This window comes from Streptomyces sp. SCL15-4 (genome assembly GCF_033366695.1).
Taxonomy (GTDB): domain Bacteria; phylum Actinomycetota; class Actinomycetes; order Streptomycetales; family Streptomycetaceae; genus Streptomyces.
This window is the reverse complement of sequence record NZ_JAOBTQ010000001.1, coordinates 2,344,492-2,368,164: the sequence shown is the minus strand read 5'-3', so window position 1 is coordinate 2,368,164 and position 23,673 is coordinate 2,344,492. Positions and strand designations below refer to the sequence as shown.

General features: G+C 72.2%; 18 protein-coding genes. 13 read left to right on the top strand and 5 right to left on the bottom strand.

Annotated elements, in window-relative coordinates; translation table 11 throughout:
- Positions 1-90 precede the first annotated feature (90 nt).
- From SCK26_RS09800 to SCK26_RS09790, 3 genes are all read left to right on the top strand, one after another.
- Complete coding sequence (locus tag SCK26_RS09800) at positions 91-714, top strand: TetR/AcrR family transcriptional regulator (RefSeq protein ID WP_318200894.1); 624 nt, start codon at positions 91-93, stop codon at positions 712-714.
- 81 nt (positions 715-795) lie between these two features.
- The gene (locus tag SCK26_RS09795; RefSeq protein WP_318200893.1) at positions 796-1,497 is read left to right on the top strand and encodes a ribonuclease HII; all 702 of its coding nucleotides are present in this window, start codon (positions 796-798) and stop codon (positions 1,495-1,497) included.
- A gap of 68 nt (positions 1,498-1,565) precedes the next feature.
- Positions 1,566-2,186, top strand: coding sequence for a hypothetical protein (locus tag SCK26_RS09790; protein ID WP_318200892.1), 621 nt, complete (start codon positions 1,566-1,568; stop codon positions 2,184-2,186).
- Between the two features lie 467 nt (positions 2,187-2,653).
- Here the strand turns inward: SCK26_RS09790 and SCK26_RS09785 are convergent, their stop codons facing one another.
- Both SCK26_RS09785 and SCK26_RS09780 read right to left on the bottom strand, forming a co-directional pair.
- Positions 2,654-3,274, bottom strand: coding sequence for a hypothetical protein (locus tag SCK26_RS09785; RefSeq protein WP_318200891.1), 621 nt, complete (start codon positions 3,272-3,274; stop codon positions 2,654-2,656).
- A gap of 292 nt (positions 3,275-3,566) precedes the next feature.
- A complete protein-coding gene (locus tag SCK26_RS09780; protein ID WP_318200890.1) occupies positions 3,567-5,732 on the bottom strand; it encodes a RecQ family ATP-dependent DNA helicase in 2,166 nt (721 codons plus the stop codon).
- 142 nt (positions 5,733-5,874) lie between these two features.
- On the opposite strand from SCK26_RS09780, the gene SCK26_RS09775 reads away from it, so the two are divergent.
- The 6 genes from SCK26_RS09775 to SCK26_RS09750 all read left to right on the top strand — a co-directional run bounded on the left by SCK26_RS09775 (position 5,875) and on the right by SCK26_RS09750 (position 15,239).
- Positions 5,875-7,458, top strand: coding sequence for a DUF4192 domain-containing protein (locus tag SCK26_RS09775; protein WP_318200889.1), 1,584 nt, complete (start codon positions 5,875-5,877; stop codon positions 7,456-7,458).
- A 295-nt stretch (positions 7,459-7,753) separates the two neighbouring features.
- Entirely contained in the window at positions 7,754-8,512 is a 759-nt protein-coding gene (locus SCK26_RS09770) for an NUDIX hydrolase (RefSeq protein WP_318200888.1), read from the top strand.
- 188 nt (positions 8,513-8,700) lie between these two features.
- Positions 8,701-11,214: an ATP-binding cassette domain-containing protein gene (locus SCK26_RS09765; protein WP_318200887.1), complete on the top strand. Its 2,514-nt coding sequence runs from the start codon at positions 8,701-8,703 to the stop codon at positions 11,212-11,214.
- A 162-nt stretch (positions 11,215-11,376) separates the two neighbouring features.
- On the top strand, positions 11,377-12,264 hold the full coding sequence (locus tag SCK26_RS09760) for a FadR/GntR family transcriptional regulator (RefSeq protein ID WP_318200886.1): 888 nt from the start codon (positions 11,377-11,379) through the stop codon (positions 12,262-12,264).
- 435 nt (positions 12,265-12,699) lie between these two features.
- Positions 12,700-14,256, top strand: coding sequence for an RNA polymerase sigma factor (locus SCK26_RS09755; protein ID WP_318200885.1), 1,557 nt, complete (start codon positions 12,700-12,702; stop codon positions 14,254-14,256).
- A 122-nt stretch (positions 14,257-14,378) separates the two neighbouring features.
- The gene (locus SCK26_RS09750) at positions 14,379-15,239 is read left to right on the top strand and encodes a serine protease (RefSeq protein WP_318200884.1); all 861 of its coding nucleotides are present in this window, start codon (positions 14,379-14,381) and stop codon (positions 15,237-15,239) included.
- A 98-nt stretch (positions 15,240-15,337) separates the two neighbouring features.
- Here the strand turns inward: SCK26_RS09750 and SCK26_RS09745 are convergent, their stop codons facing one another.
- Positions 15,338-15,568: a hypothetical protein gene (locus tag SCK26_RS09745; protein WP_318200883.1), complete on the bottom strand. Its 231-nt coding sequence runs from the start codon at positions 15,566-15,568 to the stop codon at positions 15,338-15,340.
- A 440-nt stretch (positions 15,569-16,008) separates the two neighbouring features.
- On the opposite strand from SCK26_RS09745, the gene SCK26_RS09740 reads away from it, so the two are divergent.
- The 4 genes from SCK26_RS09740 (at position 16,009) to SCK26_RS09725 (ending at position 21,139) form a co-directional block, all read left to right on the top strand.
- Complete coding sequence (locus tag SCK26_RS09740; protein WP_318200882.1) at positions 16,009-18,132, top strand: DNA topoisomerase IV subunit B; 2,124 nt, start codon at positions 16,009-16,011, stop codon at positions 18,130-18,132.
- A gap of 651 nt (positions 18,133-18,783) precedes the next feature.
- Positions 18,784-19,305 carry a CcdC protein domain-containing protein gene (locus tag SCK26_RS09735; protein WP_318200881.1) on the top strand — a complete coding sequence of 174 codons (522 nt, stop codon included), beginning with the start codon at positions 18,784-18,786 and terminating at the stop codon, positions 19,303-19,305.
- Positions 19,302-20,453 carry a sensor histidine kinase gene (locus SCK26_RS09730; protein ID WP_318200880.1) on the top strand — a complete coding sequence of 384 codons (1,152 nt, stop codon included), beginning with the start codon at positions 19,302-19,304 and terminating at the stop codon, positions 20,451-20,453. Before SCK26_RS09735 ends, SCK26_RS09730 begins: the two co-directional genes overlap by 4 nt.
- Complete coding sequence (locus SCK26_RS09725) at positions 20,450-21,139, top strand: response regulator transcription factor (RefSeq protein WP_318200879.1); 690 nt, start codon at positions 20,450-20,452, stop codon at positions 21,137-21,139. The genes SCK26_RS09730 and SCK26_RS09725 overlap by 4 nt, the downstream gene beginning before the upstream one ends.
- 105 nt (positions 21,140-21,244) lie before the next feature.
- On the opposite strand, the gene SCK26_RS09720 is transcribed toward SCK26_RS09725, so the two are convergent.
- Complete coding sequence (locus tag SCK26_RS09720) at positions 21,245-21,925, bottom strand: response regulator (protein WP_318200878.1); 681 nt, start codon at positions 21,923-21,925, stop codon at positions 21,245-21,247.
- Positions 21,922-23,598, bottom strand: a complete 1,677-nt coding sequence (locus SCK26_RS09715; RefSeq protein WP_318200877.1) for a sensor histidine kinase — start codon at positions 23,596-23,598, stop codon at positions 21,922-21,924. Before SCK26_RS09715 ends, SCK26_RS09720 begins: the two co-directional genes overlap by 4 nt.
- Positions 23,599-23,673 lie beyond the last annotated feature (75 nt).

The following is a 23,673-nucleotide window of genomic DNA, read 5'->3' as shown; positions in this document are numbered from 1 at the left end:
ACCGCGCGTCGCGCCCCGCGTCCCCCGTTGCCGCGGTGCGGCGTCGCCGCCCCGGAAATCCCGCTCACCTCGCCCGCTGGAGAAACACAGATGGTTACCTCGCGCTGTACGGCCGCGCCGACCGGGACGGCTTCCCCACGCCGGCGCGGTGCGGTGCTGGAGCGGGCGATCCTCGACGCCGCTCTGGAACAGCTCAGTACGGTCGGCTGGAAGGGCCTGACCATGGAGGGCGTCGCGGCCGGCGCCCACACCGGCAAGGCGGCGGTCTACCGCCGCTGGCCCTCCAAGGAGGACCTGGTCGCGGACGCCCTGGTGTCCGGACTGCCCCGGGTGGAGAAGGCCCCGGACCTGGGCAGCGTGCGCGAGGACCTCCTCACCCTGTGCCGGCAGGTGCGGCAGATCATGTACTCGCGGCCCGGCACCGCACTGCGCTCGGTCATTCACGAATGCGATCAGGTGCAGGCGGAGCGCTTCGAAGGAGTGATCCTCGGGAGCGTGGTCGAGCCGACCGTCAAGCTGGTGCGCGAGGTCATCGTCCGTGGAATAAAGCGAGGAGAGGTCCGAGAGGACGCGGCCAACGGTTATGTCTTCGACGCCATCCCGGCCATGATGATGTACCGCTCGAAGATGTGCGCCAGCGAATGGAACGACCGAGATCTCGAAGAGATGGTCGACCTGCTGATGCTCCCGCTGCTGCGGCCCTACGGCGCCTGACACCCCGCGCCAGCCCCCTTCGCGCCCGCGGGGAGACCGGGGTGTCGCGCGGCGATCCCGGCGGCGTACGCTAAGGGCGCCATGCCGTACGAACCGCCTACTCACACCGTCGAGCGCTCCCTGCGCGCCACGACCGGAGCGAAGGTCATTGCCGGTGTCGACGAGGTGGGGCGCGGCGCCTGGGCCGGTCCCGTCACGGTCTGCGCGGCGATCACCGGACTGCGCCGCCCGCCCGAGGGCCTGACCGACTCCAAGCTGCTCACGGTCAAACGACGCACAGAACTCGCCGAGACCCTGCGGGCATGGGTGACGGCCTATGCGCTGGGGCATGCTTCCCCCGAGGAGATCGACGACCTGGGGATGACGGCCGCGCTGCGGCTGGCCGCGGTGCGCGCCCTGGAGGCCCTGCCGGTCCGTCCCGACGCCGTGATCCTCGACGGGAAGCACGACTACCTCGGCGCTCCCTGGAAGGTCCGCACGGTGATCAAGGGCGATCAGTCGTGTGTGGCCGTCGCGGCGGCGTCGGTGATCGCCAAGGTTCAGCGCGACAAAATGATGGCCGAACTGGGTGTCGACCATGCAGACTTCGGATTCGCGGCCAACGCCGGGTATCCGTCGCCCGTGCACAAGGCCGCGCTGGCGGAGCGGGGGCCCACCCCGCACCACCGTTTGTCATGGGCGTATCTTGATGCGTTGCCTCAGTGGCGGCACCTCAAGAAGGTCCGCAACTGGGCGGACGGAAGCGTTCCGGAAATCGAGGGTCAGCTCGGCTTCGATTTCTGACGGTTCCGCTCGCACTGATGTGCCACCCGGTCATCCGCGCCGCACCAACGTTTGATAAAAATCAGCTCATGCCTCTCATTCCCGAGGAGCCTCAGATTCACGAGAGTGCCCAGGGTCCCCGCGCCACTCCGGCCAGCGGCCGTACCGCGCCGACCCCACGCCCCGTACCCGGCCCCCGTCCCGCGGCTCCGTCCCGCCCCGGTCGTCCCGGCCCTCTGCGGCCCACGCCGCCGGCGCAGCGCACACCGCGAGACGTGGTTCCGGCCCAGCCCGGCCCGGCCGCCCCCGCCGCCCCGGCGAGCCCGCAGATCCAGTTGATCCCGGCTTCGGCCGAGGGTGCGCTCGACGCCGCCGAGGAGGCGGTGGACCTGCTCCTGGACTCGGGCCGCGCCCCCGGCGACGTGCTCGTGATCACCACCGGTGCGCAGCACCCGTGGGCCGAACACGAACTGTCCTTCGGTGAGACGTCCTACTGGGCGCAGCACGACGCCGGCGACGACGTCTTCTACGCGGACGCCGCCGTCGCCTCCCGTGCCGCCTCCCGCCCGGTGGTCGTCGTGGCCGTCAACGGAGGCCCCGCCTCCGTGGCTGCCACCGCCCTCCCGCTGGCCCACTCCCGTGCAGGTGCCCTGCTGATCGTCTGCGGCGACCCGCAGCAGATCAACTCGGTGCTGGGCGCGGGCGTCTGAGTCGCGTCCGGCACCTCGGGACACCGAGGTGCCGAAGGAGCCGCTCCGGCGGAATCCGCACGGTGCGGCTTTCGGCGTGCCCGGACGACGGGTCGTGGCTGTAAGGACCGGCCTCCCGGGGAGACCCGGGGAGCGTCGGCAGCGGTCGTGCCGGGAGAGTCATCCGGGCCGTCGTGGTGGTGCGTGCCGCACCGGACACACACCCTGCCGGTGCGGTCGGCGACGACCGTCAACTGCCGTCGGGCACGCCCGCAGCGGACGCCGGCGGCCGACCGGCGGTTGGCGCCGACCGGGCAGACATCAGGGCTCCGCAAGCCGTGAGCGGGGCAGGGGCGTGCGTACTCACCGGTGTCTCTCGGCGTGGTCCTCGCGCACGCGTCCGGCCCGGTCCTCGCGCACCGGCCGGACGGGACCGCACTGGCATCCGGTCGGTGGCACGCATCGTCGTACCGTCCGCACCGCGCCGGTCAGCGAGCCGCCGCCCGGCGCAGTACGTCGGAGACCGGGCCGCCGGTGCGCGGCGCGAGCGGCGGGGCCTGCGACGTGGCGAACGGTTCCGGCGCCGAGTGCGCGTTGGGCCGGCGCCCGCCGCGTCCCTCGCCGAGCACCTGCCAGCCGTCGTGGGTCAGCGTGATGTACGCGCCACAGCGCAGCCCGTGCAGGGTGCAGGCGTCGCGCAGCCCCCACATCCAGGCACCGTCCTCCTCGGTCCAACGCGCGTCGCCCTCACGGCAGTAGAGCAGGACGGCCGTGCGCACGGGGGTACGGCGGCGCAGGTCGTGCGGAATCACCCTGCGCAGTTGGGCCAGCAGCGCGTTGCGGAACATCCAGCCGTCGGCCGGGGCCGCGCGGCGCGTGAACGAGGCGCTCGCCCGCAGCCGCTCGTCCGGGTCGAGAACGGCCACGACCGCCGTGAGCGGCTTCGGGTCGTGGCGGGTGTGCAGGCCGCTGACGACCTCACGGGGGTTGCGCAGCAGAGGAATCCCGGCGGCGGCCCACTCCGCCGGTTCAAGCAGACGGCTGGCGGAAGCGGCGGACGCGGGCGTCGACAACGAGGCCGCCGAGGACGATGCGAATCCGAAGGTCACGTTCCTCCCTTCGGCTACGCGCCCGTACTGCGGGCGAGGTCGGATTCGGGGGAGCGCGCACCGCAGCGGAGCCCAACCGGATCACGGGTGAGTCGTGCGGGTGGCGGACCTCAATTCTTCCTGTCGAACTGGGTTGCGGCAACGAGCAATTGGGGCCGCCGAGGGTTATCTGGTGGTGCGTGGCTTATATCCCTACCCAAAGGTCGGGTCGTCGACGCCTGCGCCGCCCGGACCCGGTCCGGCGGACCGCCGCGATCAGCCACACGGCGGCCCGGACCAGCGGAATCGGCGCTCACCCCTGGACGGCGAGGACCAGCGGCAGCACACCGCGCGCTCCGGACCTGCGGAGCAGCCGGGCCGCGACGGCCAGGGTCCAGCCCGTCTCCGTGAAGTCGTCGACCAGCAGCACCGGACCTTCGGCCGCGGCGAGCGCCGCCGCCAGGGCCGGCGGCACCGTCAACGCCCCGTCGAGGGCCTTCAGCCGCTGTGCGCTGTTGCTGCGGTGCACGCGGGGCGTGTCCCCGGCGTATTCCACCGAGCCGAGCAGGGGCAGCCTACCGATCTCGGAGATGTGCGCGCCCAGGGAGTGGATCAGCCGGGGCCTGCTGCGCGAGGCCATGGTGACCACGCCGACCGGCCGGGCCGGGGCATCGGAGGCGCCGGAGGCCCAGCCGCCGGGGCCACGGGACCAGTCGGCCAGCACGTCGACCACGGCTCGCGCCACGTCGTCCGGCACCGGCGCGTCCGGCGTCTGCGGCGCGAGCAGCGGACGCAGCCGGTTGCCCCAGCCGATGTCCGACAGACGCCCCAGAGCCCGTCCGGGCAGGGCCTGTTCCCCCGCCGGGATGCGTCCCTTGAGAGCGATGCCGATGGCCGGCAGCCCGGTCGGCCACATCCGCCGGGGCTCCACCTCCACCCCGGCCCGGCCGAGGTCGCTCCGCGCCGCGTCCAGGGCCGCCGGGGACAGGCCGGAGGTGAAGCGGGAACCCGCGCAGTTGTCACAGCGGCCGCACGGCTTGGCGCCCTCGTCGTCCAGCTGACGCTGGAGGAACTCCATGCGGCACTCGGTGGTCGTCGCGTACTCGCGCATCGCCTGCTGCTCGGCCGCGCGCTGCCGGGCCACCCACGCATAGCGCTCGGCGTCGTACGACCACGGCTGTCCGGTGGCCGTCCAGCCGCCCTTGACCCGCCGTACCGCCCCGTCCACGTCCAGGACCTTCAGCATCGTCTCCAGGCGGGAACGGCGCAGCTCCACCAGCGGTTCCAGGGCGGGCAGCGACAGGGGTCCGTCCGCTCGGGCGAGGACGTCGAGGGTGCGCCGGACCAGTTCCTCGGAGGGAAAGGCCAGCGAGGCGAAGTACTCCCAGATCGCCTCGTCCTCCTTGCCCGGCAGCAGCAGCACCTCGGCGTGGGCGACACCGCGACCGGCCCTGCCGACCTGCTGGTAGTAGGCGATGGGGGAGGAGGGCGAGCCGAGATGGACGACGAAGCCGAGGTCCGGCTTGTCGAAGCCCATGCCGAGCGCGGAGGTGGCCACCAGGGCCTTGACGCGGTTGGCGAGCAGGTCGTCCTCCGCCTGCTGCCGCTCGGCGTTCTCCGTCTTGCCCGTGTACGAGGCGACGACGTGTCCGCGCTGGCGCAGAAAGGCGGTGACCTCCTCGGCGGCGGCGACGGTGAGTGTGTAGACGATGCCGGAGCCCGGCAGGTCGTCGAGGTGGTCGGCGAGCCAGGCCATCCGGTGCGCGGCGTCCGGCAGCCGCAGCACGTTGAGGCTCAGACTCTCCCGGTCCAGCGGCCCGCGCAGCACCAGCGCGTCGGACGCACCGCCCGTGCCGAGCTGCTCGGCGACGTCCGCGGTCACCCGCGCGTTGGCCGTGGCGGTGGTCGCCAGCACGGGCACGCCGGACGGCAGGTCGCCGAGCATGGTGCGCAGCCGGCGGTAGTCGGGGCGGAAGTCGTGGCCCCAGTCGGAGATGCAGTGGGCCTCGTCCACGACCAGCAGACCGGTGGCGGCGGACAGCTTGGGCAGCACCTGGTCACGGAAGTCGGGGTTGTTCAGCCGCTCGGGCGAGACGAGCAGCACGTCGACCTCGCCCGCCGCGATCTCCGCCTGGACGGCGTCCCACTCCTCGGTGTTGGCCGAGTTGATCGTCCGGGCACGGATACCGGCCCGGCCCGCGGCGTCCACCTGGTTGCGCATGAGCGCGAGCAGCGGCGAGACGATCACCGTGGGGCCACTGCCTCTGGCCCGCAGCAGCGAGGTCGCGACGAAGTACACCGCGGACTTGCCCCAGCCCGTGCGCTGGACGACCAGGGCCCGGCGCCGGTCGGCGACCAGTGCCTCGATCGCCCGCCACTGGTCCTCCCGCAGCCGGGCGGCGCCCGTGGCGTCCCCGACGAGCCGGGCGAGGACGGCATCGGCCTCGGTCCGGAGATCCGCGTTGCTCGTGTGTTCCATGCGTTCCATACAACAGGACGGGACCGACAACCGGGCGGGCACGGGCCGAAGCTGTGGACAACCAGAACGGCCTTGTCGTGTCCCTGATCCGAGTTGTCCACAGGGTCAAGCGGAATCCGAAGATCCGCGAGATCGTCGGCGCATGACGAATCACAGCGAAACCGCCGGACCCTTCGGAAACGACGACATCTCCGGTCACGACCCTTCGGCCGGACCGGCCGACCACGCCGCGCAGGTCACCCTGCGCACCCCCGCCGAACTGGCCGACGCCCTGCCCTACCTGCTCGGCTACCGCCCCGAGGACAGCATGGTGCTTCTCGCCCTGCACGACCGGGGAGGCCGCGGCCGGTTCGGCGGCCGGGCCCGGCTCGGCATCCCCGCGAACGAGGAGGACTGGGAGGCCGCCGCCCGGCAGCTGGCCCGCGGGCTGGTGACCGGCAGCGAGCGGCGCGGCGCCCGGCCCGAGGGCATGGTGGCCTACGTCTGCCAGGAACCGGGCCCCGGAGAGTCCGGCCGGGATGTCAAACAGCGGCTGACGAGGCTCGCCCAGCTGATGCGCATCGAGTGCGGCAGCCTCGACGTGCCGGTCGTCGAGGCCCTGTGCGTCTCGGACGGACGCTTCTGGTCGTACTGCTGCCCGGTCGCGGGCTGCTGCCCCGAGGAAGGCTCGCCGATGGGTCTGCCCGGCACCTCCGTGCTCGCCGCGGCGGCCACCTACGCCGGCCTCCAGGTGCGCGGCACGCTGAAGGAACTGCGCGCCAGGCTGCAACCCCGGGAGTCCACCGCGGCGCTGGACCAGGAGATCGCCCTGGACGCGGCGGGCATGAGCCTGGTGCCCCGCATCCTGGACGAGACGACCCGCCGGCAGGTGGCGGAGGAGACCCTCGCACTCGCCGAGCGGATCATCCACCGCCTGGCCGCGGCGGCACCGGTCTCCGGCACGCATCCGGCGGACGTCCGCGACGACGGCCTCCTCGGCGCCGACGAGGCGGCGGCCCTGATCCTCGGACTCCAGGACCGTACGACCCGCGACAGGGCCGCCGCCTGGATGGAAGGGGACGTGGCAGGTCCCGCACTGCGACTCTGGCGCGCCCTGGCCCGCCGCTGCGTCGGCCCCTACAGCGAACACGCCGCCGCACCGCTGACCCTCGCGGGCTGGGTCGCCTGGTCCACGGGCGACGAACTGGAGGCGCGCGAGGCACTGGCCATGGCGCTGGGCGCGGACCCCGACTACCTCTTCGCCCGCCTGCTGCACCAGGCATGCAACGAAGGGCTCGACCCGGAAGCGGTCCGCCGCTGCCTGCGCGCCCAGAGCCCCTCGGACCCACCGGAGCGGACCACCCGGCGAACGGACCAGGCACCGCAGCAGCCGCTCACCGAGCCGGCCCAGGTTCCCGCACCGCAGCAGCCGCTCGCCGAGCCCGCTCAGGACCCGGCCCCGGCGCCCGGGGCCGCGGCGGACGGCCGGGATTCCGGCCCCCGGCCGGGCGGGCAGCGCAGGCGCCGGTCACGGAGCACGGCGCGCGACGACGACCGTCACACGGCCCGGACCAAGGCCGACCGGCGCAGGCCGGCCGACTCCCGCCCCCGGTCGGCCCCGGCCGGCCCCACCCGGCCCGGCACCCGGGGAGCGAGCACCACGCGCACGCGCATCAGCCCTGACGACACCGCGCCCGGCGGTGCGCACCCGGACGGCGTACGTACACGACCCGAGGGCGACGCATGACCGCCGACCGGTGTGCGCCGTGCCCCACCTGACCGTCGACACCGGCCCGCCCGGCGCCCACCGCCTCGCCGTCGGGCCTGCCCGGCAAGGTCCGCGCCGAACACCTCGGCCGGTTGCTTGAAGGACGCTCCCGACCTGCTGAAAGGGCCGCTGGCAGCGACGGAGCACTGCCCAAGGCCACCGGACCGCCGGAGGGAGGCCCGACCTCGCGCGTCATGCCGGAACGAAGCGGAACAGCCTCGATGCGGCCATCGGGGGGAGTGTTTATCGTCAGGGAGACGACTATGATCGCGGCATGCCCTACGACCCGTCAGCCTTTCCGCCCTTCGCCGTCACCGTGGACCTGGTCGTGCTGACCGTGCGCCGCCATGCCCTGTGCGCGCTGGCGGTACGCAGGGGGGAGCCGCCTTTCCAAGGGCGCTGGGCGCTGCCCGGAGGCTTCGTGCGGGCCGACGAGGATCTGTCCCAGGCAGCGGCGCGCGAGCTGGCCGAGGAGACGGGGCTCTGCGCCCACGACCCCGCCGCTCCGGCGCAGGACAACGGAGCCCATCTGGAGCAGCTCGCCACCTATGGCGATCCCGAGCGGGACCCGCGCATGCGCGTCGTCAGCGTCGCGCATCTCGCGCTCGCACCCGACCTGCCCGCGCCGCGGGCCGGCGGCGACGCCAGCAACGCGCGCTGGGCCCCGGTCGAGGAACTGCTCGAGCAGGGCGGCTACGGCCGCGAGGGCGAGCCCGTGGCACCGCTCGCCTTCGATCACGCCCAGATCCTCGCGGACGGCGTGGAACGCGCCCGCTCCAAGATCGAGTACTCGTCGCTGGCCACCGCCTTCTGCCCGCCCGAGTTCACCGTCGGCGAGTTGCGCCGGGTGTACGAGGCGGTGTGGGGCGTGGCCCTCGATCCGCGCAACTTCCACCGCAAGGTGACCGGAACTCCCGGCTTCCTCGTCCCCACCGGAGGGACGACCACGCGCCAGGGCGGCCGGCCGGCCCAGCTCTTCCGGGCCGGCGGCGCCACGCTGCTCAACCCGCCGATGCTGCGTCCCGAGGTCTGAGGCACGGGAAGGCGGCCCGGTGATCGCCTGACCTGCCGCCTGCCGCCGCCACTCGTCGGCCGCCGCGCGTTCGCGTCGACCCCGGGCTCCATCGAACGGTGGACAAAGGCGGGGCCGGCTCGCATGGCGCCTTCCCGCAAATCGCCTTATACCCGAAAAACCAGACATGTCGCGCTATCTTGCTGCAGGTGATCCAGGCCTTCGGACTGACCAGCAATTCCCGCAAGGCGCATCCGCCCGCCGTCGACGATGTCTCCTTCGAAGCGCGTGCCGGGCAAGTCACCGCGCTCCTGGGACGCGCCGGCGCGGGAAAGACCACGACGCTCAAACTCATGCTTGAACTCCAACAAGGGCGCGGTGTCACCTACTTCAGAGGCCGTCCTCTGCACCGGATCGCCCATCCGTCGCGGGAAGTCGGCGTACTCCTCGGCGATGTGCCCGGTCATCCGGCCCGCTCGGTCCGCGGTCATCTGCGCATGCTGTGCGCGGCGGCGGGAGTTCCCGCGCGACGAGCCGACGAGGTGCTCGAAGTGGTGGGTCTCGTCAGCTTCCGTGAGGAACGCCTCGACACGCTGTCGCGCGGCATGGACCGCAGACTCGGTCTCGCCTGCGCCCTGCTGCCCGACCCGCACACGCTCGTCCTGGACGAACCCACCGACGGCCTCTCCGCCCGGGAGGCCCAGTGGCTGCACGGCATGTTGCGGGCCCACGCCGACCAGGGCGGCACGGTGCTGTTCACCACGGCCGTGCCCAAGGAGGCCGCGCGGACCGCCGACCGGGTCGTCACGCTCGACGGCGGCAGGCTCGTCGCCGAGCAGGAGGCAAGGGTTTTCGCCCGCACCCGGCTGCGTCGGCGCGTGGCCGTCCGCAGCCCCCACGCGGCTCGCCTCGCCGCCCTGCTCGCCAAGGACGCCCGCACCGCCCGCCGCTCCGTCGAAGTCGTGCGCGAGGGCGGCAACCGCCTGTCGGTGTACGGCAGCACGACCGCCGACGTCGGTGAGATCGCCTTCCGCCACGGCATTCTCGTCCATCAACTCGCCGACGAGGTTGGCGACATGGGACCGGGCGCCGGAGCACAGAGCGACGAGGACGGGCGCCGTGCCGAATCCCGGCCGACCGTGTCGGACTCGGCGCCTGCCGATCGGCGGGCCCGGCCGGAGCGGGACCCGGCCGACCTCCGCTCAACGGCCCTCGACCGGACCGCAGGGCCGCACAACCCGGCCCAGGGACTCTCGCCAGGCGACGCGGCAGCGTCCGGACAGCCGGCCGGGCGGCGGGAACACGCCCCGTCCGAACCGCCGGCACCGGAGACGGAGCGGGCGGCGGCCGGCTCGTCCCCGATGGCCGAAGGGCGGTCCGCGTCCGCCCGTTCGGCCCCGCAGTGGGCACGGAACACCGACGGCGGGCATTCCCGCGCCGTCGAACGACAGATCGGACGGGATCACTCCACGGCAGTCTCCGGCGCTCCGTCCCACGACGCGGCCCCGGCCGTCGCGGCCTTGCCCGCCGACGGTCCGGCGACCCGCGACGCGGCCCCCGCCGCCGTGGCCGCCCCGGCCGGCGCCTCCACGCGGACCGGCACCGCGTCCGGTGCGGGCGGCACGTCCGCCGAGGCTCCGGGAAGAACCGCACAGCCGCGGCACCGCCGCGCCGAGTCGGCGGGCAACGGCGAGAACGGCAGCGATGGCGGCCGGCCCGCGGGGGCGACGGCCGCACCGGAGACCGGCCGTCGCGCGGACGCGTCACCCGCCAGGCCGCGGACCGACGGCACGTCCACCCGCGCGACGGCCGTCCTCGGCGCTCGTCTCCGCCTGCCGGGGGCGAGGAACTCCGGTGCCCGGCAGACGCAAGCCGACCAGCCGGGCCACCCCGACCGTGACCGCGCGGTCCTCGTCTCCTCTCCCCTCCCGCCCCCCATCTCCGTCCGCCCCGCCCCGAGCCCGCTCCGCCCGCTCCGTTACGAGATCCGGCGCGCCGCCGGCATCGGCACCGGCTTCCTCACCTGCGGCGCCGTACTCGTCGTGTCCGTACTCACCGCCCTGCTCCTGGCCCGGATCGGTCACACTCCGCAGGCGCGGCTGTTCGCGGCGTGGCCGCGCGAGCTGCCGCTGCCGCCCGCGGCGCTGGGAGCGGGACTGCTCGGCGCGCTGGCCTTCGGAGACGAGTTCCGCCACCCCGCCCTCGCGGCGGACCGCGGCACCGTCCCCCGCCGGCTGGGGCTGCTCACCGCGAAACTGCTCGTCTCCGGAGCCACCGCGTGGCTGCTCGCCTTCCTCACCCTTGGCTGCGACGCCGAAGCGCTCTACGTCGTCTACGGCCGGGAGCTGACGGAAGTTCCCGCGGACTGGCTCCCGCTGACCGCGAGTTGGTTCGGGCTGATCGTGGGCTGCGCCTGGGCCGGTGTGCTGGCGGCCGGCGTGTTCCGGTCCACCACGGCCGGGCTGGCCGCGGTGCTCGCCGTGCCCGTCCTCCTCGTACCCGTCGTCCACAAGGCGCTCCAGGGCCCGGCCGTGCGCCTGGCGGCGGACTTCCCCGTGCGGATGCGGGAGGTCTTCCTGCTGCAGTGGCCCTTCGGAGGCGACCGGTACCTGCTCGCGGCCGCGCGCATCCTCGCTCAACCCTTCGGCGGCGCACTGGCGTTGTCGCTCGCGGGGCTCCTCTGCGCGTATCTGTGCACGGCGCTGCGGACCCGGCTGCGCTGACCGCCCTTCGCACACTTGAGGCCCTGCTCTGCCCGCAACTCCCCGCAGAAAGGCCATTTCTTTCCGATAAGGCGTCAATTGCGACGGGGTGAGCGATCACCCTTTCGTGTGCTTTTCACCAAAGACCTCAAGGGAGTTGAAGGCGACGCCGACAAAGGATCCGTGAGTACCCTTGCGCACACCATGATGACCGCCGCCCGCTCCGCAGACTCAGGTCTGGTCGGCCCGGGCGAACTCGACCGCTACCCCTACGCCGAAGGCCCGGTGGCCGACCGCGCCGGCACCTCCGCCTGGGACACCGGGGAACCCGAACTGGGCCGCGTCGGCCGGCGGGCCGCGGCCAGCCGCGGACGCGGGCTGCACGGCCAACTCGTCCAGCAGCTGGGACAGATGATCGTCTCCGGCGACCTGGGCGCGGACCGCCCGCTGGTGCCGGAGGAGATCGGCCAGCGCTTCGAGGTCTCCCGCACCGTCGTCCGCGAGTCCCTGCGCGTCCTCGAGGCCAAGGGCCTGGTCAGCGCCCGCCCGAACGTCGGCACGCGCGTGCGTCCCGTCAGCGACTGGAACCTCCTCGACCCGGACATCATCGAGTGGCGGGCCTTCGGGCCGCAGCGCGACAACCAGCGCCGGGAGCTCAGCGAGCTGCGCTGGACGATCGAGCCGCTGGCCGCCCGCCTCGCCGCCGGCCACGGACGCGAGGAGGTGCAGCAGCGCCTGTGCGACATGGTCGAGATCATGAGCCACGCCATGGCGCAGGGCGACGCGCTCACGTACGCGCGGGCGGACAACGAGTTCCACGCGATGCTGATCCAGATCGCGGGCAACCGCATGCTGGAGCACCTCTCCGGCATCGTCTCGGCGGCACTCCAGGTCTCCGGCGGCCCGGTCACCGCCTGTGACCGCCCCAGCGAGGCGTCGCTCGCCCAGCACGCGCGGATCGTCGACGCCCTCGGCACCGGCGACGGCGCGGCGGCGGAGACGGCCATGCGCCAGCTGCTCACGGTCCAGCCCGAGGTGGAGCGCGTGGTGCCCGCCCCGCGCGAGCACTGACCCGCGAGGGACGTGGTGCGGTCGCCAGTGTGCGGCGTCCTGGTGGTGCTCACGGTGGCGCCGGGCCCGGGTACCGGCCGCCGCCGGACCTCGCCGGACCTTCTGGAGTCCGGCGGCGTCCGGCGGTGCGACAGGCCCCCTGGTAGCGGAGGCAGCCGGGAAAGAGACCACCGATGACCTCGTCTGCGCACATCTGGCCACTTTTGACCACTTACGGGGTGTGACTCGGGCCACGCAGAATGGGCGTAACGCTCGTGAAGACAGCGCGATGACCTAAGAGGTGACAGCCGCGGAGGGAATACGGACGCCATGCATGGCGCTGTGCATCTTCCCGGCCCCCGCCCGCGCCGTCGGCCCATTCCCAGGCCGGTGGTCGGCTCCTGTCCGCAGTGGACGGTGCCGGAAGCCGTTTTCCAACGTTCCGAGAGGTTGTTCGTGTCGGCCAGCACATCCCGTACGCTCCCGCCGGAGATCGCCGAGTCCGTCTCTGTCATGGCGCTCATTGAGCGGGGAAAGGCTGAGGGGCAGATCGCCGGCGACGATGTGCGTCGGGCCTTCGAAGCTGACCAGATTCCGGCCACTCAGTGGAAGAACGTACTGCGCAGCCTCAACCAGATCCTTGAGGAAGAGGGTGTGACGCTGATGGTCAGTGCCGCAGAGCCCAAGCGCACCCGCAAGAGCGTCGCAGCGAAGAGCCCGGCCAAGCGCACCGCCACCAGGACGGTCGCGGCGAAGACGGTGACCACCAGGAAGGCCACCGCCACCACGGCCGCCCCCGCGGCGCCCACCGCCGCGTCCGCAGCTGATTCCGCCGATTCCGCCGAGGAAGCCGCCACCGCCAGGAAGGCTGCCGCGAAGAAGACGACGGCCGCCAAGAAGGCGACCGCCAAGAAGACCGTCGCGAAGAAGGCGACGGCCGCCAAGAAGACCACCGCCAAGAAGGACGACGTCGAGCTTCTCGAGGACGAGGTTCTCGAGGACACCAAGGTCGCCGACGAGCCCGAGGGCACCGAGAGCGCCGGTTTCGTCCTGTCCGACGAGGACGAGGACGACGCGCCCGCGCAGCAGGTCGCCGCGGCCGGCGCCACCGCCGACCCGGTCAAGGACTACCTGAAGCAGATCGGCAAGGTCCCCCTGCTCAACGCCGAGCAGGAGGTCGAGCTGGCCAAGCGCATCGAGGCCGGTCTCTTCGCCGAGGACAAGCTCGCCAACTCCGACAAGCTCGCCCCGAAGCTCAAGCGCGAGCTGGAGATCATCGCGGAGGACGGCCGCCGCGCCAAGAACCACCTCCTGGAGGCCAACCTCCGCCTGGTGGTCTCCCTGGCCAAGCGCTACACCGGCCGCGGCATGCTCTTCCTGGACCTCATCCAGGAAGGCAACCTCGGTCTGATCCGCGCGGTCGAGAAGTTCGACTACACCAAGGGCTACAAGTTCTCCACGTACGCCACCTGGTGGATCCGTCAGGCGATCACCCGCGCCATGGCCGACCAGGCCCGCACCATCCGTATCCCGGTGCACATGGTCGAGGTCATCAACAAGCTCGCGCGCGTGCAGCGCCAGATGCTCCAGGACCTGGGCCGCGAGCCCACTCCGGAGGAGCTGGCCAAGGAACTCGACATGACCCCTGAGAAGGTCATCGAGGTCCAGAAGTACGGTCGTGAGCCCATCTCCCTGCACACCCCGCTGGGCGAGGACGGCGACAGCGAGTTCGGTGACCTCATCGAGGACTCCGAGGCCGTCGTGCCTGCTGACGCGGTCAGCTTCACACTCCTTCAGGAGCAGCTGCACTCCGTCCTGGACACCCTGTCCGAGCGCGAGGCCGGCGTCGTCTCCATGCGCTTCGGTCTCACCGACGGTCAGCCGAAGACCCTCGACGAGATCGGCAAGGTCTACGGCGTGACGCGTGAGCGCATCCGCCAGATCGAGTCCAAGACCATGTCGAAGCTGCGCCACCCGTCGCGCTCCCAGGTGCTGCGCGACTACCTCGACTAAGTCGCGGCCGTACGGCGCCGAAGGCCCGGTTCCCCTCGCGGGAGCCGGGCCTTCGTGCTGCGCGATCCGGCTCGGTGAATCACTCTGGGTGCCCCAGGAAGTCCTGAGAGTGAGGAGCCCGTATGCGCCGTTCCCTTACCCGGGCACTGGTCCGGCCGCTGGCGCTGGCGGCCGCCATGGCCGCCATACCTGTGGTGGGCACGGCTCACCCGGCCGCCGGCAGCGTGGTCGTCGGGGGCTTCCCGATCGATGTCTCCCAGGCCCCGTGGACGGTCGCACTGGCCAGCCGTGACCTGTTCGGCGGAACGCGGGCCGGGCAGTTCTGCGGCGCTGTGGCCGTCGGGCGGACCACGGTGCTCACGGCGGCACACTGTCTGAGCGAAGAAGCTCTCGGGGTGCCGCCGAACCGGGTGCGCGACCTGAAGGTCATCGCCGGCCGCACCGATCTGCTGTCATCGCAGGGCGAGGAGATCGCCGTACGGGAGATCCGGCTCAATCCCCGGTTCGACCGCACGACCAACTCCGGGGACTTCGCGGTCGCCGTGCTGGCCAGGCCCCTGCCGGAGAGCGCGGTCATCACGATGGCCCGCGCCGGGGACGCGGCCTACCGGACCGGTACGGAGGCACTGGTGTCCGGATGGGGCGACACGACCGGCGAGGGAGCCTATGCGCGGCGGCTGCGTGCCGCACACGTACGCGTACTCTCCGATGACGTGTGCGCCAAGGCCTACCCGGGCGGCCCCGAGGGTGCCTATCAGGCCACCACGATGCTGTGCGCCGGTGAGGTCGCCGGAGGGCCCGACGGCTGCCAGGGCGACAGCGGCGGCCCCCTCGTGGCCCAGGGGCGGCTGATCGGCCTGGTGTCGTGGGGGAGTGGCTGCGGGCAGCCGGAACACCCCGGCGTCTACACGCGCGTCTCCGAGGTCGTACGGGCCCTGGAGTCGGCCACAGGGGTCGGGAAGCGGCCTCACGGCCGCTCCTGAGCGCGTGAGCGGATATGAGCACGGGCGGCCACTCCTGGTGAGGAGCGGCCGCCCGATCACCGGCCTGTGCCGGGGCTGGCTCGTCGTGTCTGCGAGATTCAGCGCTCTTCTTCGGAAGCGGGGCCCGGAGCGGACGTCAGTCGCTCGGTCTCGTCCTGTATCTCAGCGGCGATCTTCTTGAGTTCCGGCTCGAACTTGCGACCGTGGTGGGCGCAGAAGAGCAGTTCTCCGCCGCTGAGCAGCACGACGCGCAGGTATGCCTGGGCGCCGCAGCGGTCGCAGCGATCGGCGGCCGTCAGCGGGCTCGCGGGGGTCAGAACAGTAGTCACGTCGCCTCTTCTCTAGCTCGACGAGCTGTCGTACCAGGGTCAACATCCAACCAGCCCGAAAACGTTCCCGCTCGTGGCCTTTCCGCGAAAATTTTTTCCGGGGACGGCTGTCTGCTGCCGGTTGGCGGCGAATGTGCCGTATTGCGTGTCTTGGGTGCGTACGGGTTCGCGCTCTCTTGCTGTGTCGTCCTCCCGGCTGGGTTGCCGGTTGTTCATGAGGACGTGCCCGGAGCCTAAATGGTTCATGCCCCAAAGGGAACGTGATATGTGCTTCACTCCATCGAGGGATCGAACAGGCATGCGAGGCTGGACTAGTGTGAAGTGCCGACGAGGGTGGCGTTACACCGGCTCTACCAGGGCTCGGTACCCTCTGAGCGGCGACCGAAGCCGCCCCCTTACCCAGAAGGGGGCCATCTGAAATTCAGCGAGGAGCGAACCGCGTGACCGCCGAGACGTCCGTGCCGTCCACAGCTCTGCTGGCAGGAGCAGACCGCGACGGTTCCAACTACACCGCGCGGCACCTGCTCGTCCTCGAGGGCCTTGAGGCCGTGCGCAAACGCCCCGGTATGTACATCGGCTCGACCGACAGTCGCGGCCTCATGCACTGCCTGTGGGAGATCATCGACAACTCGGTGGACGAGGCCCTCGCGGGTGTCTGCGACCACATCGAGGTGATCCTTCACGACGACGGCTCGGTGGAGGTGCGGGACAACGGCCGCGGCATCCCCGTGGACGTGGAGCCGCGGACCGGCCTGTCCGGAGTCGAGGTCGTCATGACCAAGCTGCACGCCGGCGGCAAGTTCGGCGGCGGGTCCTACGCGGCCTCCGGCGGCCTGCACGGCGTCGGCGCCTCCGTGGTCAACGCGCTCTCCGCCCGTCTCGACGTCGAAGTGGACCGCGGCGGCCACACGCACGCGATCAGCTTCCGGCGGGGCGTGCCCGGTGCCTTCGCCGCCGACGGGGCCGAGGCGAAGTTCGAGGCCAAGAGCGGCCTGCGCAAGACCAAGAAGGTCCCCAAGACGCGCACCGGCACGCGCGTGCGTTACTGGGCCGACCGGCAGATCTTCCTCAAGGACGCCAAGCTCTCCCTGGAGACCCTGCACCAGCGCGCCCGGCAGACCGCGTTCCTGGTGCCCGGCCTGACCATCGTCGTCCGCGACGAGCTGGGCCTCGGCGAGGGCGGGAGCAAGGGCGAGGAGTCCTTCCGCTTCGACGGCGGCATCAGCGAGTTCTGCGAGTATCTGGCGAACGACAGGGCGATCTGCGACGTCCTCCGCTTCTCGGGCAAGGGCACCTTCAAGGAGACCGTCCCGGTTCTGGACGAACACGGCCAGATGACCCCGACCGAGGTAACCCGCGAGCTGGGCGTCGACATCGCGCTGCGCTGGGGGACCGGCTACGACACGACGGTCAGGTCGTTCGTCAACATCATCGCCACCCCCAAGGGCGGCACCCACGTCGCCGGCTTCGAACAGGCCCTCACCCAGACCATGAACGACGTGCTGCGCGCCAAGAAGCTGCTGCGCGTCGCCGAGGACAACATCGTCAAGGACGACGCCCTGGAGGGCCTGACCGCCGTCGTCACGGTCCGCCTGGCCGAGCCGCAGTTCGAGGGACAGACCAAGGAGGTCCTCGGCACCTCGGCGGCCCGCCGCATCGTGAACAATGTGGTCGGCAGCGAGCTGAAGGCGTTCCTGACGGCCACCAAGCGGGACGCCGCCGCCCAGGCCCGGGTCGTCATGGAGAAGGTGGTCGCCGCCGCCCGCACCCGGGTCGCGGCCCGCCAGCACAAGGACGCCCAGCGCCGGAAGACCGCCCTGGAGTCCTCGTCCCTGCCGGCCAAGCTCGCCGACTGCCGCAGCGACGACGTCGACCGCAGCGAGCTGTTCATCGTCGAGGGCGACTCCGCGCTCGGTACGGCCAAGCTGGCGCGGAACTCCGAGTTCCAGGCCCTGCTCCCGATCCGCGGCAAGATCCTGAACGTGCAGCGGTCGTCGGTGACCGACATGCTCAAGAACGCCGAGTGCGGGGCGATCATCCAGGTCATAGGAGCCGGCTCGGGCCGCACCTTCGACATCGACCAGGCCCGGTACGGCAAGATCATCATGATGACCGACGCCGACGTGGACGGCTCGCACATCCGCTGTCTGCTGCTGACGCTGTTCCAGCGCTACATGCGGCCCATGGTCGAGGCGGGCCGGGTCTTCGCCGCCGTGCCGCCGCTGCACCGCATCGAGCTGATCCAGCCGAAGAAGGGCCAGGAGAAGTACGTCTACACGTACTCCGACCGCGAGCTGCGCGACAAGCTCATGGAATTCCAGAGCAAGGGCATCCGGTACAAGGATTCGATCCAGCGCTACAAGGGCCTCGGCGAGATGGACGCCGACCAGCTGGCCGAGACCACGATGGACCCGCGCCACCGCACCCTGCGCCGCATCAACCTCTCCGACCTGGAGGCCGCCGAGCAGGTCTTCGACTTGCTGATGGGCAATGACGTGGCGCCTCGGAAGGAGTTCATCTCCAGCTCCGCGGCGACGCTGGACCGGTCCCGCATCGACGCGTAGCCGCTGCCACTGGGGCTCGGCCGACGGGACGGGAGCGTGCCGGGCGGCCGGGCCGGGGGTGTGGCCCGCGCTGGAGCGGCTGAGGCGTGCCGGTCTCGCCGGTCGTCGGGTCAGGGCCGGGCGCTGGAGGCGGACCGGGCCGGAAGCGGGTGGTAGGCAGACGCAGCCTGGGCCGGGGTCGGCCGGTCGGCGGACACGGAGCGCCGGCCGGGCCGAGTGGCCGATCGGTGGGATGGATCGGCTGGAGGAGGTGTCCGCGGTGCGGGCGTGCTCGTCGTTCGCGCCTGCCGCGCCGGGCAGCTGAGCGAGCGGGTGGCACCGCGCGTCGTGGTCCGGCTCGGCCGGCTGCCGGACTCCCGCCGGCCGGTGTCGGCGTCGTCGGCCCGCGAGCCACCCGGAACCGGTCGTGGCTCCGTGTATTCCGGCGCTGGTCGGCGCATGCGGAGAGGACCGTGTCGGCGGGGCATCCCGTGGCGCGGCGGACCCGCGCCCCGCCCCCGGAGGTCTCTCCACCCGCGGGTGGAGGCGGACCGCGTTGAGGTTCCACCCGTGATCCACCCCTGCTCCGATCACCCGACCTGCGAATTTCCGTAGCTTGGAAGGCGTCGGGAGCGCTCGCTCCGGCACCACCTTTCGCTCACGGAGGCTCTGATGTCCGGGCTCGTCAACGCGCTGGCGATCGTGGCCGTCGTCGCCGTGATGATCGTGCGGCAGTCCCGCGCTCGCGCGATCGACACGGACCGGCGCTGGTGGCTGCTGCCCGTCGTGCTCACCGTCGTCGCGCTGCGCGAACCCGGCATAGTCGAGGCCCATGACCGCGCGGAATCCGCCGCCCTGCTCGCGGCCGAACTGATCATCGGCCTGGCCACCGGCCTCGGCTGGGGCTGGACCACCCGGCTCTGGACCGCGCCGGACGGCACCGTGTGGACCAAGGGCACCACGGCGAGCATCGCCGTATGGATCGTGGGCATAGCCCTGCGAGCCGGTGTCCTCGCCCTCTGCACCGCACTCGGCCCGCACCAGGACGGCTCCGCGTTCTTGCTCGGCCTCGCCGTCACACTGCTGGCCCGCGGCGGGATCCTGGCGTGGCGGGCCCAGTCCTTCGGCCCCGCGAGCCGACTCGCCCCGGCGTACGGTGGCGACAACCCGTCGGCCTGGAAGGAGCGCGTGTGACAGAGAACGCCTGGACACGCTGGCCGTCGCGCGAAGCGCTGGGTCCCGTGGGCCTCAGCCGACCCCGGCGCCTGCTCGCCTGGACGGTCCGTCTGCTCGTGCTGTCCATACTGCTGTGGGCGGCCTTCAGCCAGCGCCACGTCGGCGTCTGGGGAGCGCTCGCGGCGGCGGCGGGAGTCGCGCTCGCCGCTCTCGTGTCCTGGGCGTTCTTCCGGACGACCTATGAGCACCGGCTGGTGCCGTCCCTCGCGCTCATGGGCGTGCTCCTCGGTATCGCGGTCGCCGCCGAGGCGACGGGATTCGGAGGCCCGGCCCTGGTGATCTGGTGCGGCTGTGGAGTCAGCGCGCTGGAACGGCTGCCGCTCGGCGCCGCGGTCCCCGTCGCGTCGGTGGCGCTGGCCTCCTACTCCGCGTTCACCAACGACGTCTGGCTGACCACGGCAGCCACCGTGGCCGGCCTGGCCCTCGCCGGGTACGTCCTGCGGCTGGACGCGGAAGCCCGCGGCAACGCGCAGCGGCTGCTCACCCAGGAGCGCGCCGCCCGCGCGGCCGAGGCCGAGTCCGCCGCGCTGGCCGAGCGGGCCCGCATCGCACGGGAGATCCACGACGTGCTGGCCCACAGTCTCTCGGCGCAGCTCGTGCACCTGGAGGCGGCCCGGTTGCTGATCGAGAACGGCGCGGACCGGGAACGGGTCCTGGAGCGCGTGGTGGCCGCCCGCGGGATGGCCCGCGACGGGCTCGCCGAGACCCGGCAGGCGCTGTCCGCGCTGCGTGGTGAGATGACACCGCTGGAGGACTTCCTGACCGAACTCGTCAGCACGGCCGACGGCGCCGAGGTCACCGTCACAGGTGAGCGCAGACCCCTGCCGGCCGAGGCGTCCCAGGCCGTGCGGCGGGTGGCACAGGAGGCGCTGACGAACGTCCGCAAGCACGCCTATGGCGCCAGAGTGAATGTGCGGCTCGACTACAGCGAGCACGAAGTCACGCTGGACGTGCGGGACTCGGGCGGGCGGCCGGGCGAACTCGACGGAGCCGGAGGTGGGTACGGTCTGCTGGGCATGCGTGAGCGCGCCGAACTGCTGGGCGGTTCGCTGGACGCGGGGCCGGACGAAGAAGGATTCGTGGTGACGCTGAAGGTGCCCGTATGACGGAGAAGGAGGGTCAGACCAAGATCGCACGGGTGGTTGTCGCCGACGACCAGACCGTGGTCCGTGAAGGCATCGTGATGCTGCTCGGACTGCTGCCCGGTGTGGAGGTCGTGGGGGCGGCGGGTGACGGCGAGGAGGCCGTCAGACTGGTCGGTGAACTCGCGCCGGACGTCGTGCTGATGGACCTCAGGATGCCGCGCTGCGACGGCGTGGCGGCCACCCGGCGGATCCGTGCTGAATACCCCGGAACCCAGGTCGTGGTGCTCACCACCTTCTCGGACGACGAGTCGCTGTTTCCCGCGCTGCGGGCCGGCGCCCGGGGATACCTGACCAAGGACGCGGACGGTGACGAGATCGTGCGCGCCGTACACAGTGTGCTGTCGGGGGACGCGGGGCTGTCGCCGAGTGTCCAGAGACGGCTGCTGGAGCGGCTGTCGCGGCCGGAGCCCGAACCCGCACCGTCCGTCGGCCAGCCGCCCGACGGCCTCACCACGCGGGAGACCGAGGTCCTGGTGCTGATCGCCGAAGGGCTGAGCAATCAGGAGATCGCCCGCAGGCTGCATGTGTCGACAGCGACCGTGAAGACCCACATCAACAACCTCTTCGCCAAGGCGGGCCTCAAGGACCGGGCGCAGGCCGTGCGGTACGCCTACAGCAAGGGGCTGGCGAAGCCACCCGCCCGATGACCCACCTGATGGGGTGAGGAGAAGGAGGAGGAAGAGCCGGGAATCGGCCCGGGCTGCCGGGCCTCGGACACGCAGTCAAGGGGCTCGAGCGGTTTCCCACCACGTTCAGGCGTGGGTCGCCCACACATAACGGTGCTCCGGACGCCCCGCGTCGCCGTACTTGAGGGTCAGCCGTGCCCGGCCGGTGCGCTCCAGCAGTTTCAGGTACCGCTGGGCGGTCTGCCGGCTCACCCCCGTCCGCTCGGCGATCTCCTGGGCGGACAGCGGGCGTTCGGCGCTCAGCAGCGCCTGGCGTACCAGCTCGGCGGTCGTGGGGGAGTGCCCCTTGGGCAACTCGGGCTCGGACGGGGCGGACAGCGCGCCGAAGATACGGTCCACCTCCGCCTGCTCGGCCTCGCCGCCGCCGTCCAGCGTGCGCCGCAGCTCGGCGTACGCCTCCAGCTTGGCCCGCAGACCGGCGAAGGCGAACGGTTTCACCAGGTACTGCAACGCGCCCTGCCGCATGGCAGCCTGCACGGTCGACACGTCCCGCGCCGCTGTCACCATGATCACGTCGGTCTGGTGGCCGCGCCGGCGCATCTCCCGGACGACCGCGAGACCGGTGCCGTCGGGCAGGTAGTGGTCCATCAGGACCAGATCGAGCCGCGGCAGGCTCTCCACCCGGCGCAGTGCCTCGGCCGCGCTGTGCGCCTCGCCGGCCACGTGGAAACCGGGCACCTTCTCCACGTAGGCGGCGTTGACACGGGCCACACGGGTGTCGTCGTCCACGACCAGGACCTCGATCATCGCGCCTCCTCCTCGGCGACGGCGGCCTCGGCAGGTTCCTCGGGCGCCGCGGGCACCAGTTCCCGCTCGGCCAGCGCCTCCGGCAGCACCACGGTGAACTCGGCGCCCCCGCCGGCCGCCGGACCCACGGTCGCGCTGCCACCCTGCCGTTCGGCGAGCCGCCGGACCAGGGACAGCCCGATGCCCCGCTTGCCGTGCGCGGGCGGCTTCTTGGTGGACCAGCCCTCGGTGAAGATCAGCTCCCGTTGGCCCTCCGGCACTCCGGGCCCCGTGTCGCGTACCCCGAGGACGACCGTACGGCCCTCCGTGCGCAGCTCGACCTCCACGCGCGCGTGCGGGGTGCCCGCGACCGCGTCGAGGGCGTTGTCCACGAGGTTGCCCACGACCGTGACCAGCCCGCGCGGATCGACCAGCCGGTCCGGGAGCCGGGTGTGCTCCGACACCCACAGGGCGACCCCGCGCTCGGCCGCCACGGTCGCCTTGCCCACCAGCAGCGCGGCCAGCAGCGGGTCCCGGATCCGCTCCGCGACCTGCTCGGCGGTGGCCCGGTGGTCTCCGACCACCTCGCCGACGAACTCCATGGCGTCGTCGTACATCTCCAGCTCCAGCAGGCCCAGCAGAGTGTGCATGCGGTTGGCGTGCTCGTGGTCCTGGGCGCGCAGGGCGTCGATCAGGCCGCGCGTGGAGTCCAGTTCGCGCCCGAGCTGCTCCAGCTCGGTGCGGTCGCGCAGGGTGGCCACGGCGCCGCCGTCGCCGGTGGGCATGCGGTTGGCGATCAGCACCCGCTGTCCGCGCACGGTGAGCAGGTCGGTCCCGGACACCCGGCCCGCCAGCACATCCGTCGTACGGCCCGCGCCGAGCGCCTCGTCCGGGGTCCGTCCGAGGGCCTCGTCGCCGATCCCGAGCAGCCGCCGCGCCTCGTCGTTGAGCAGGCGGATGCGGCCGCCGCAGTCCAGCGCCACCACCGCCTCGCGAATGCCGTGCAGCATCGCCTCGCGCTCGGCGAGCAGCGCCGAGATGTCGGAGAAGGCCAGGTCCCGGGTCTGCCGCTGGACCCGCCGGGAGATCAGCCAGGCGGCCAGCGCGCCCACCGCGAGTGCCCCGCCGGCGTACGCGAACAGCCCCGGGATCGCGCTGATCAGCCGCGCCCGCACGCTGTCGTAGGCGATGCCGACCGAGACCGCGCCGACGACACGGTGACGGGCGTCGTACAGCGGCACCTTGCCGCGCGCCGAGCGGCCGAGGGTGCCCTTGTCGATCTCCATGACCTCCTTGCCGGCCAGAGCGTCCGAAGGGTCGGTGGAGACCCGCCGGCCGATCTCCGAGGGCGTCGGGTGTGACCAGCGCACCCAGTCCCGGTCCAGCACCACGATGTACTCCGCGTGCGTGGCCCGCCGGATCCGCTCGGCCTGCCGCTGCACCGGGCCGTTCCTGTCCGGCGCGGTGGTACGGACGTCTTCGGCGATCTGCGGGTCCTGCGCGGTGGTCTCGGCGATGGCCAGGGCGCGGCGCATCGCCTCCTCGTCCAGCTGCCTGCTCAGCGGCGCCAGGAAGAGCCCGGTCGCGAGCACCGCGACTCCCGCGGCGATCGCCACCTGCATCAGCAGCACCTGGGAGAACATCCGCCGGGGCAGACGCAGGCGCAGACGGCGTACGGGGGAGGTGGAGCGCATACCCATGACGGTACGTGGGACGGCCGGGAGCCCCCAGCGGGTGTGGCGTGGATCTCTTGATCCACCATTGATCAA

Bases quoted from the DNA above. Each gene is read 5' to 3' on its own strand.
- SCK26_RS09800 (WP_318200894.1), top strand. From the start codon at position 91: ATGGTTACCTCGCGCTGTACGGCCGCGCCGACCGGGACGGCTTCCCCA.
- SCK26_RS09795 (WP_318200893.1), top strand. From the start codon at position 796: ATGCCGTACGAACCGCCTACTCACACCGTCGAGCGCTCCCTGCGCGCC.
- SCK26_RS09790 (WP_318200892.1), top strand. From the start codon at position 1,566: ATGCCTCTCATTCCCGAGGAGCCTCAGATTCACGAGAGTGCCCAGGGT.
- SCK26_RS09780 (WP_318200890.1), bottom strand. From the start codon at position 5,732: ATGGAACACACGAGCAACGCGGATCTCCGGACCGAGGCCGATGCCGTC.
- SCK26_RS09775 (WP_318200889.1), top strand. From the start codon at position 5,875: ATGACGAATCACAGCGAAACCGCCGGACCCTTCGGAAACGACGACATC.
- SCK26_RS09770 (WP_318200888.1), top strand. From the start codon at position 7,754: ATGCCCTACGACCCGTCAGCCTTTCCGCCCTTCGCCGTCACCGTGGAC.
- SCK26_RS09750 (WP_318200884.1), top strand. From the start codon at position 14,379: ATGCGCCGTTCCCTTACCCGGGCACTGGTCCGGCCGCTGGCGCTGGCG.
- SCK26_RS09735 (WP_318200881.1), top strand. From the start codon at position 18,784: ATGTCCGGGCTCGTCAACGCGCTGGCGATCGTGGCCGTCGTCGCCGTG.
- SCK26_RS09725 (WP_318200879.1), top strand. From the start codon at position 20,450: ATGACGGAGAAGGAGGGTCAGACCAAGATCGCACGGGTGGTTGTCGCC.
- SCK26_RS09720 (WP_318200878.1), bottom strand. From the start codon at position 21,925: ATGATCGAGGTCCTGGTCGTGGACGACGACACCCGTGTGGCCCGTGTC.
- SCK26_RS09715 (WP_318200877.1), bottom strand. From the start codon at position 23,598: ATGCGCTCCACCTCCCCCGTACGCCGTCTGCGCCTGCGTCTGCCCCGG.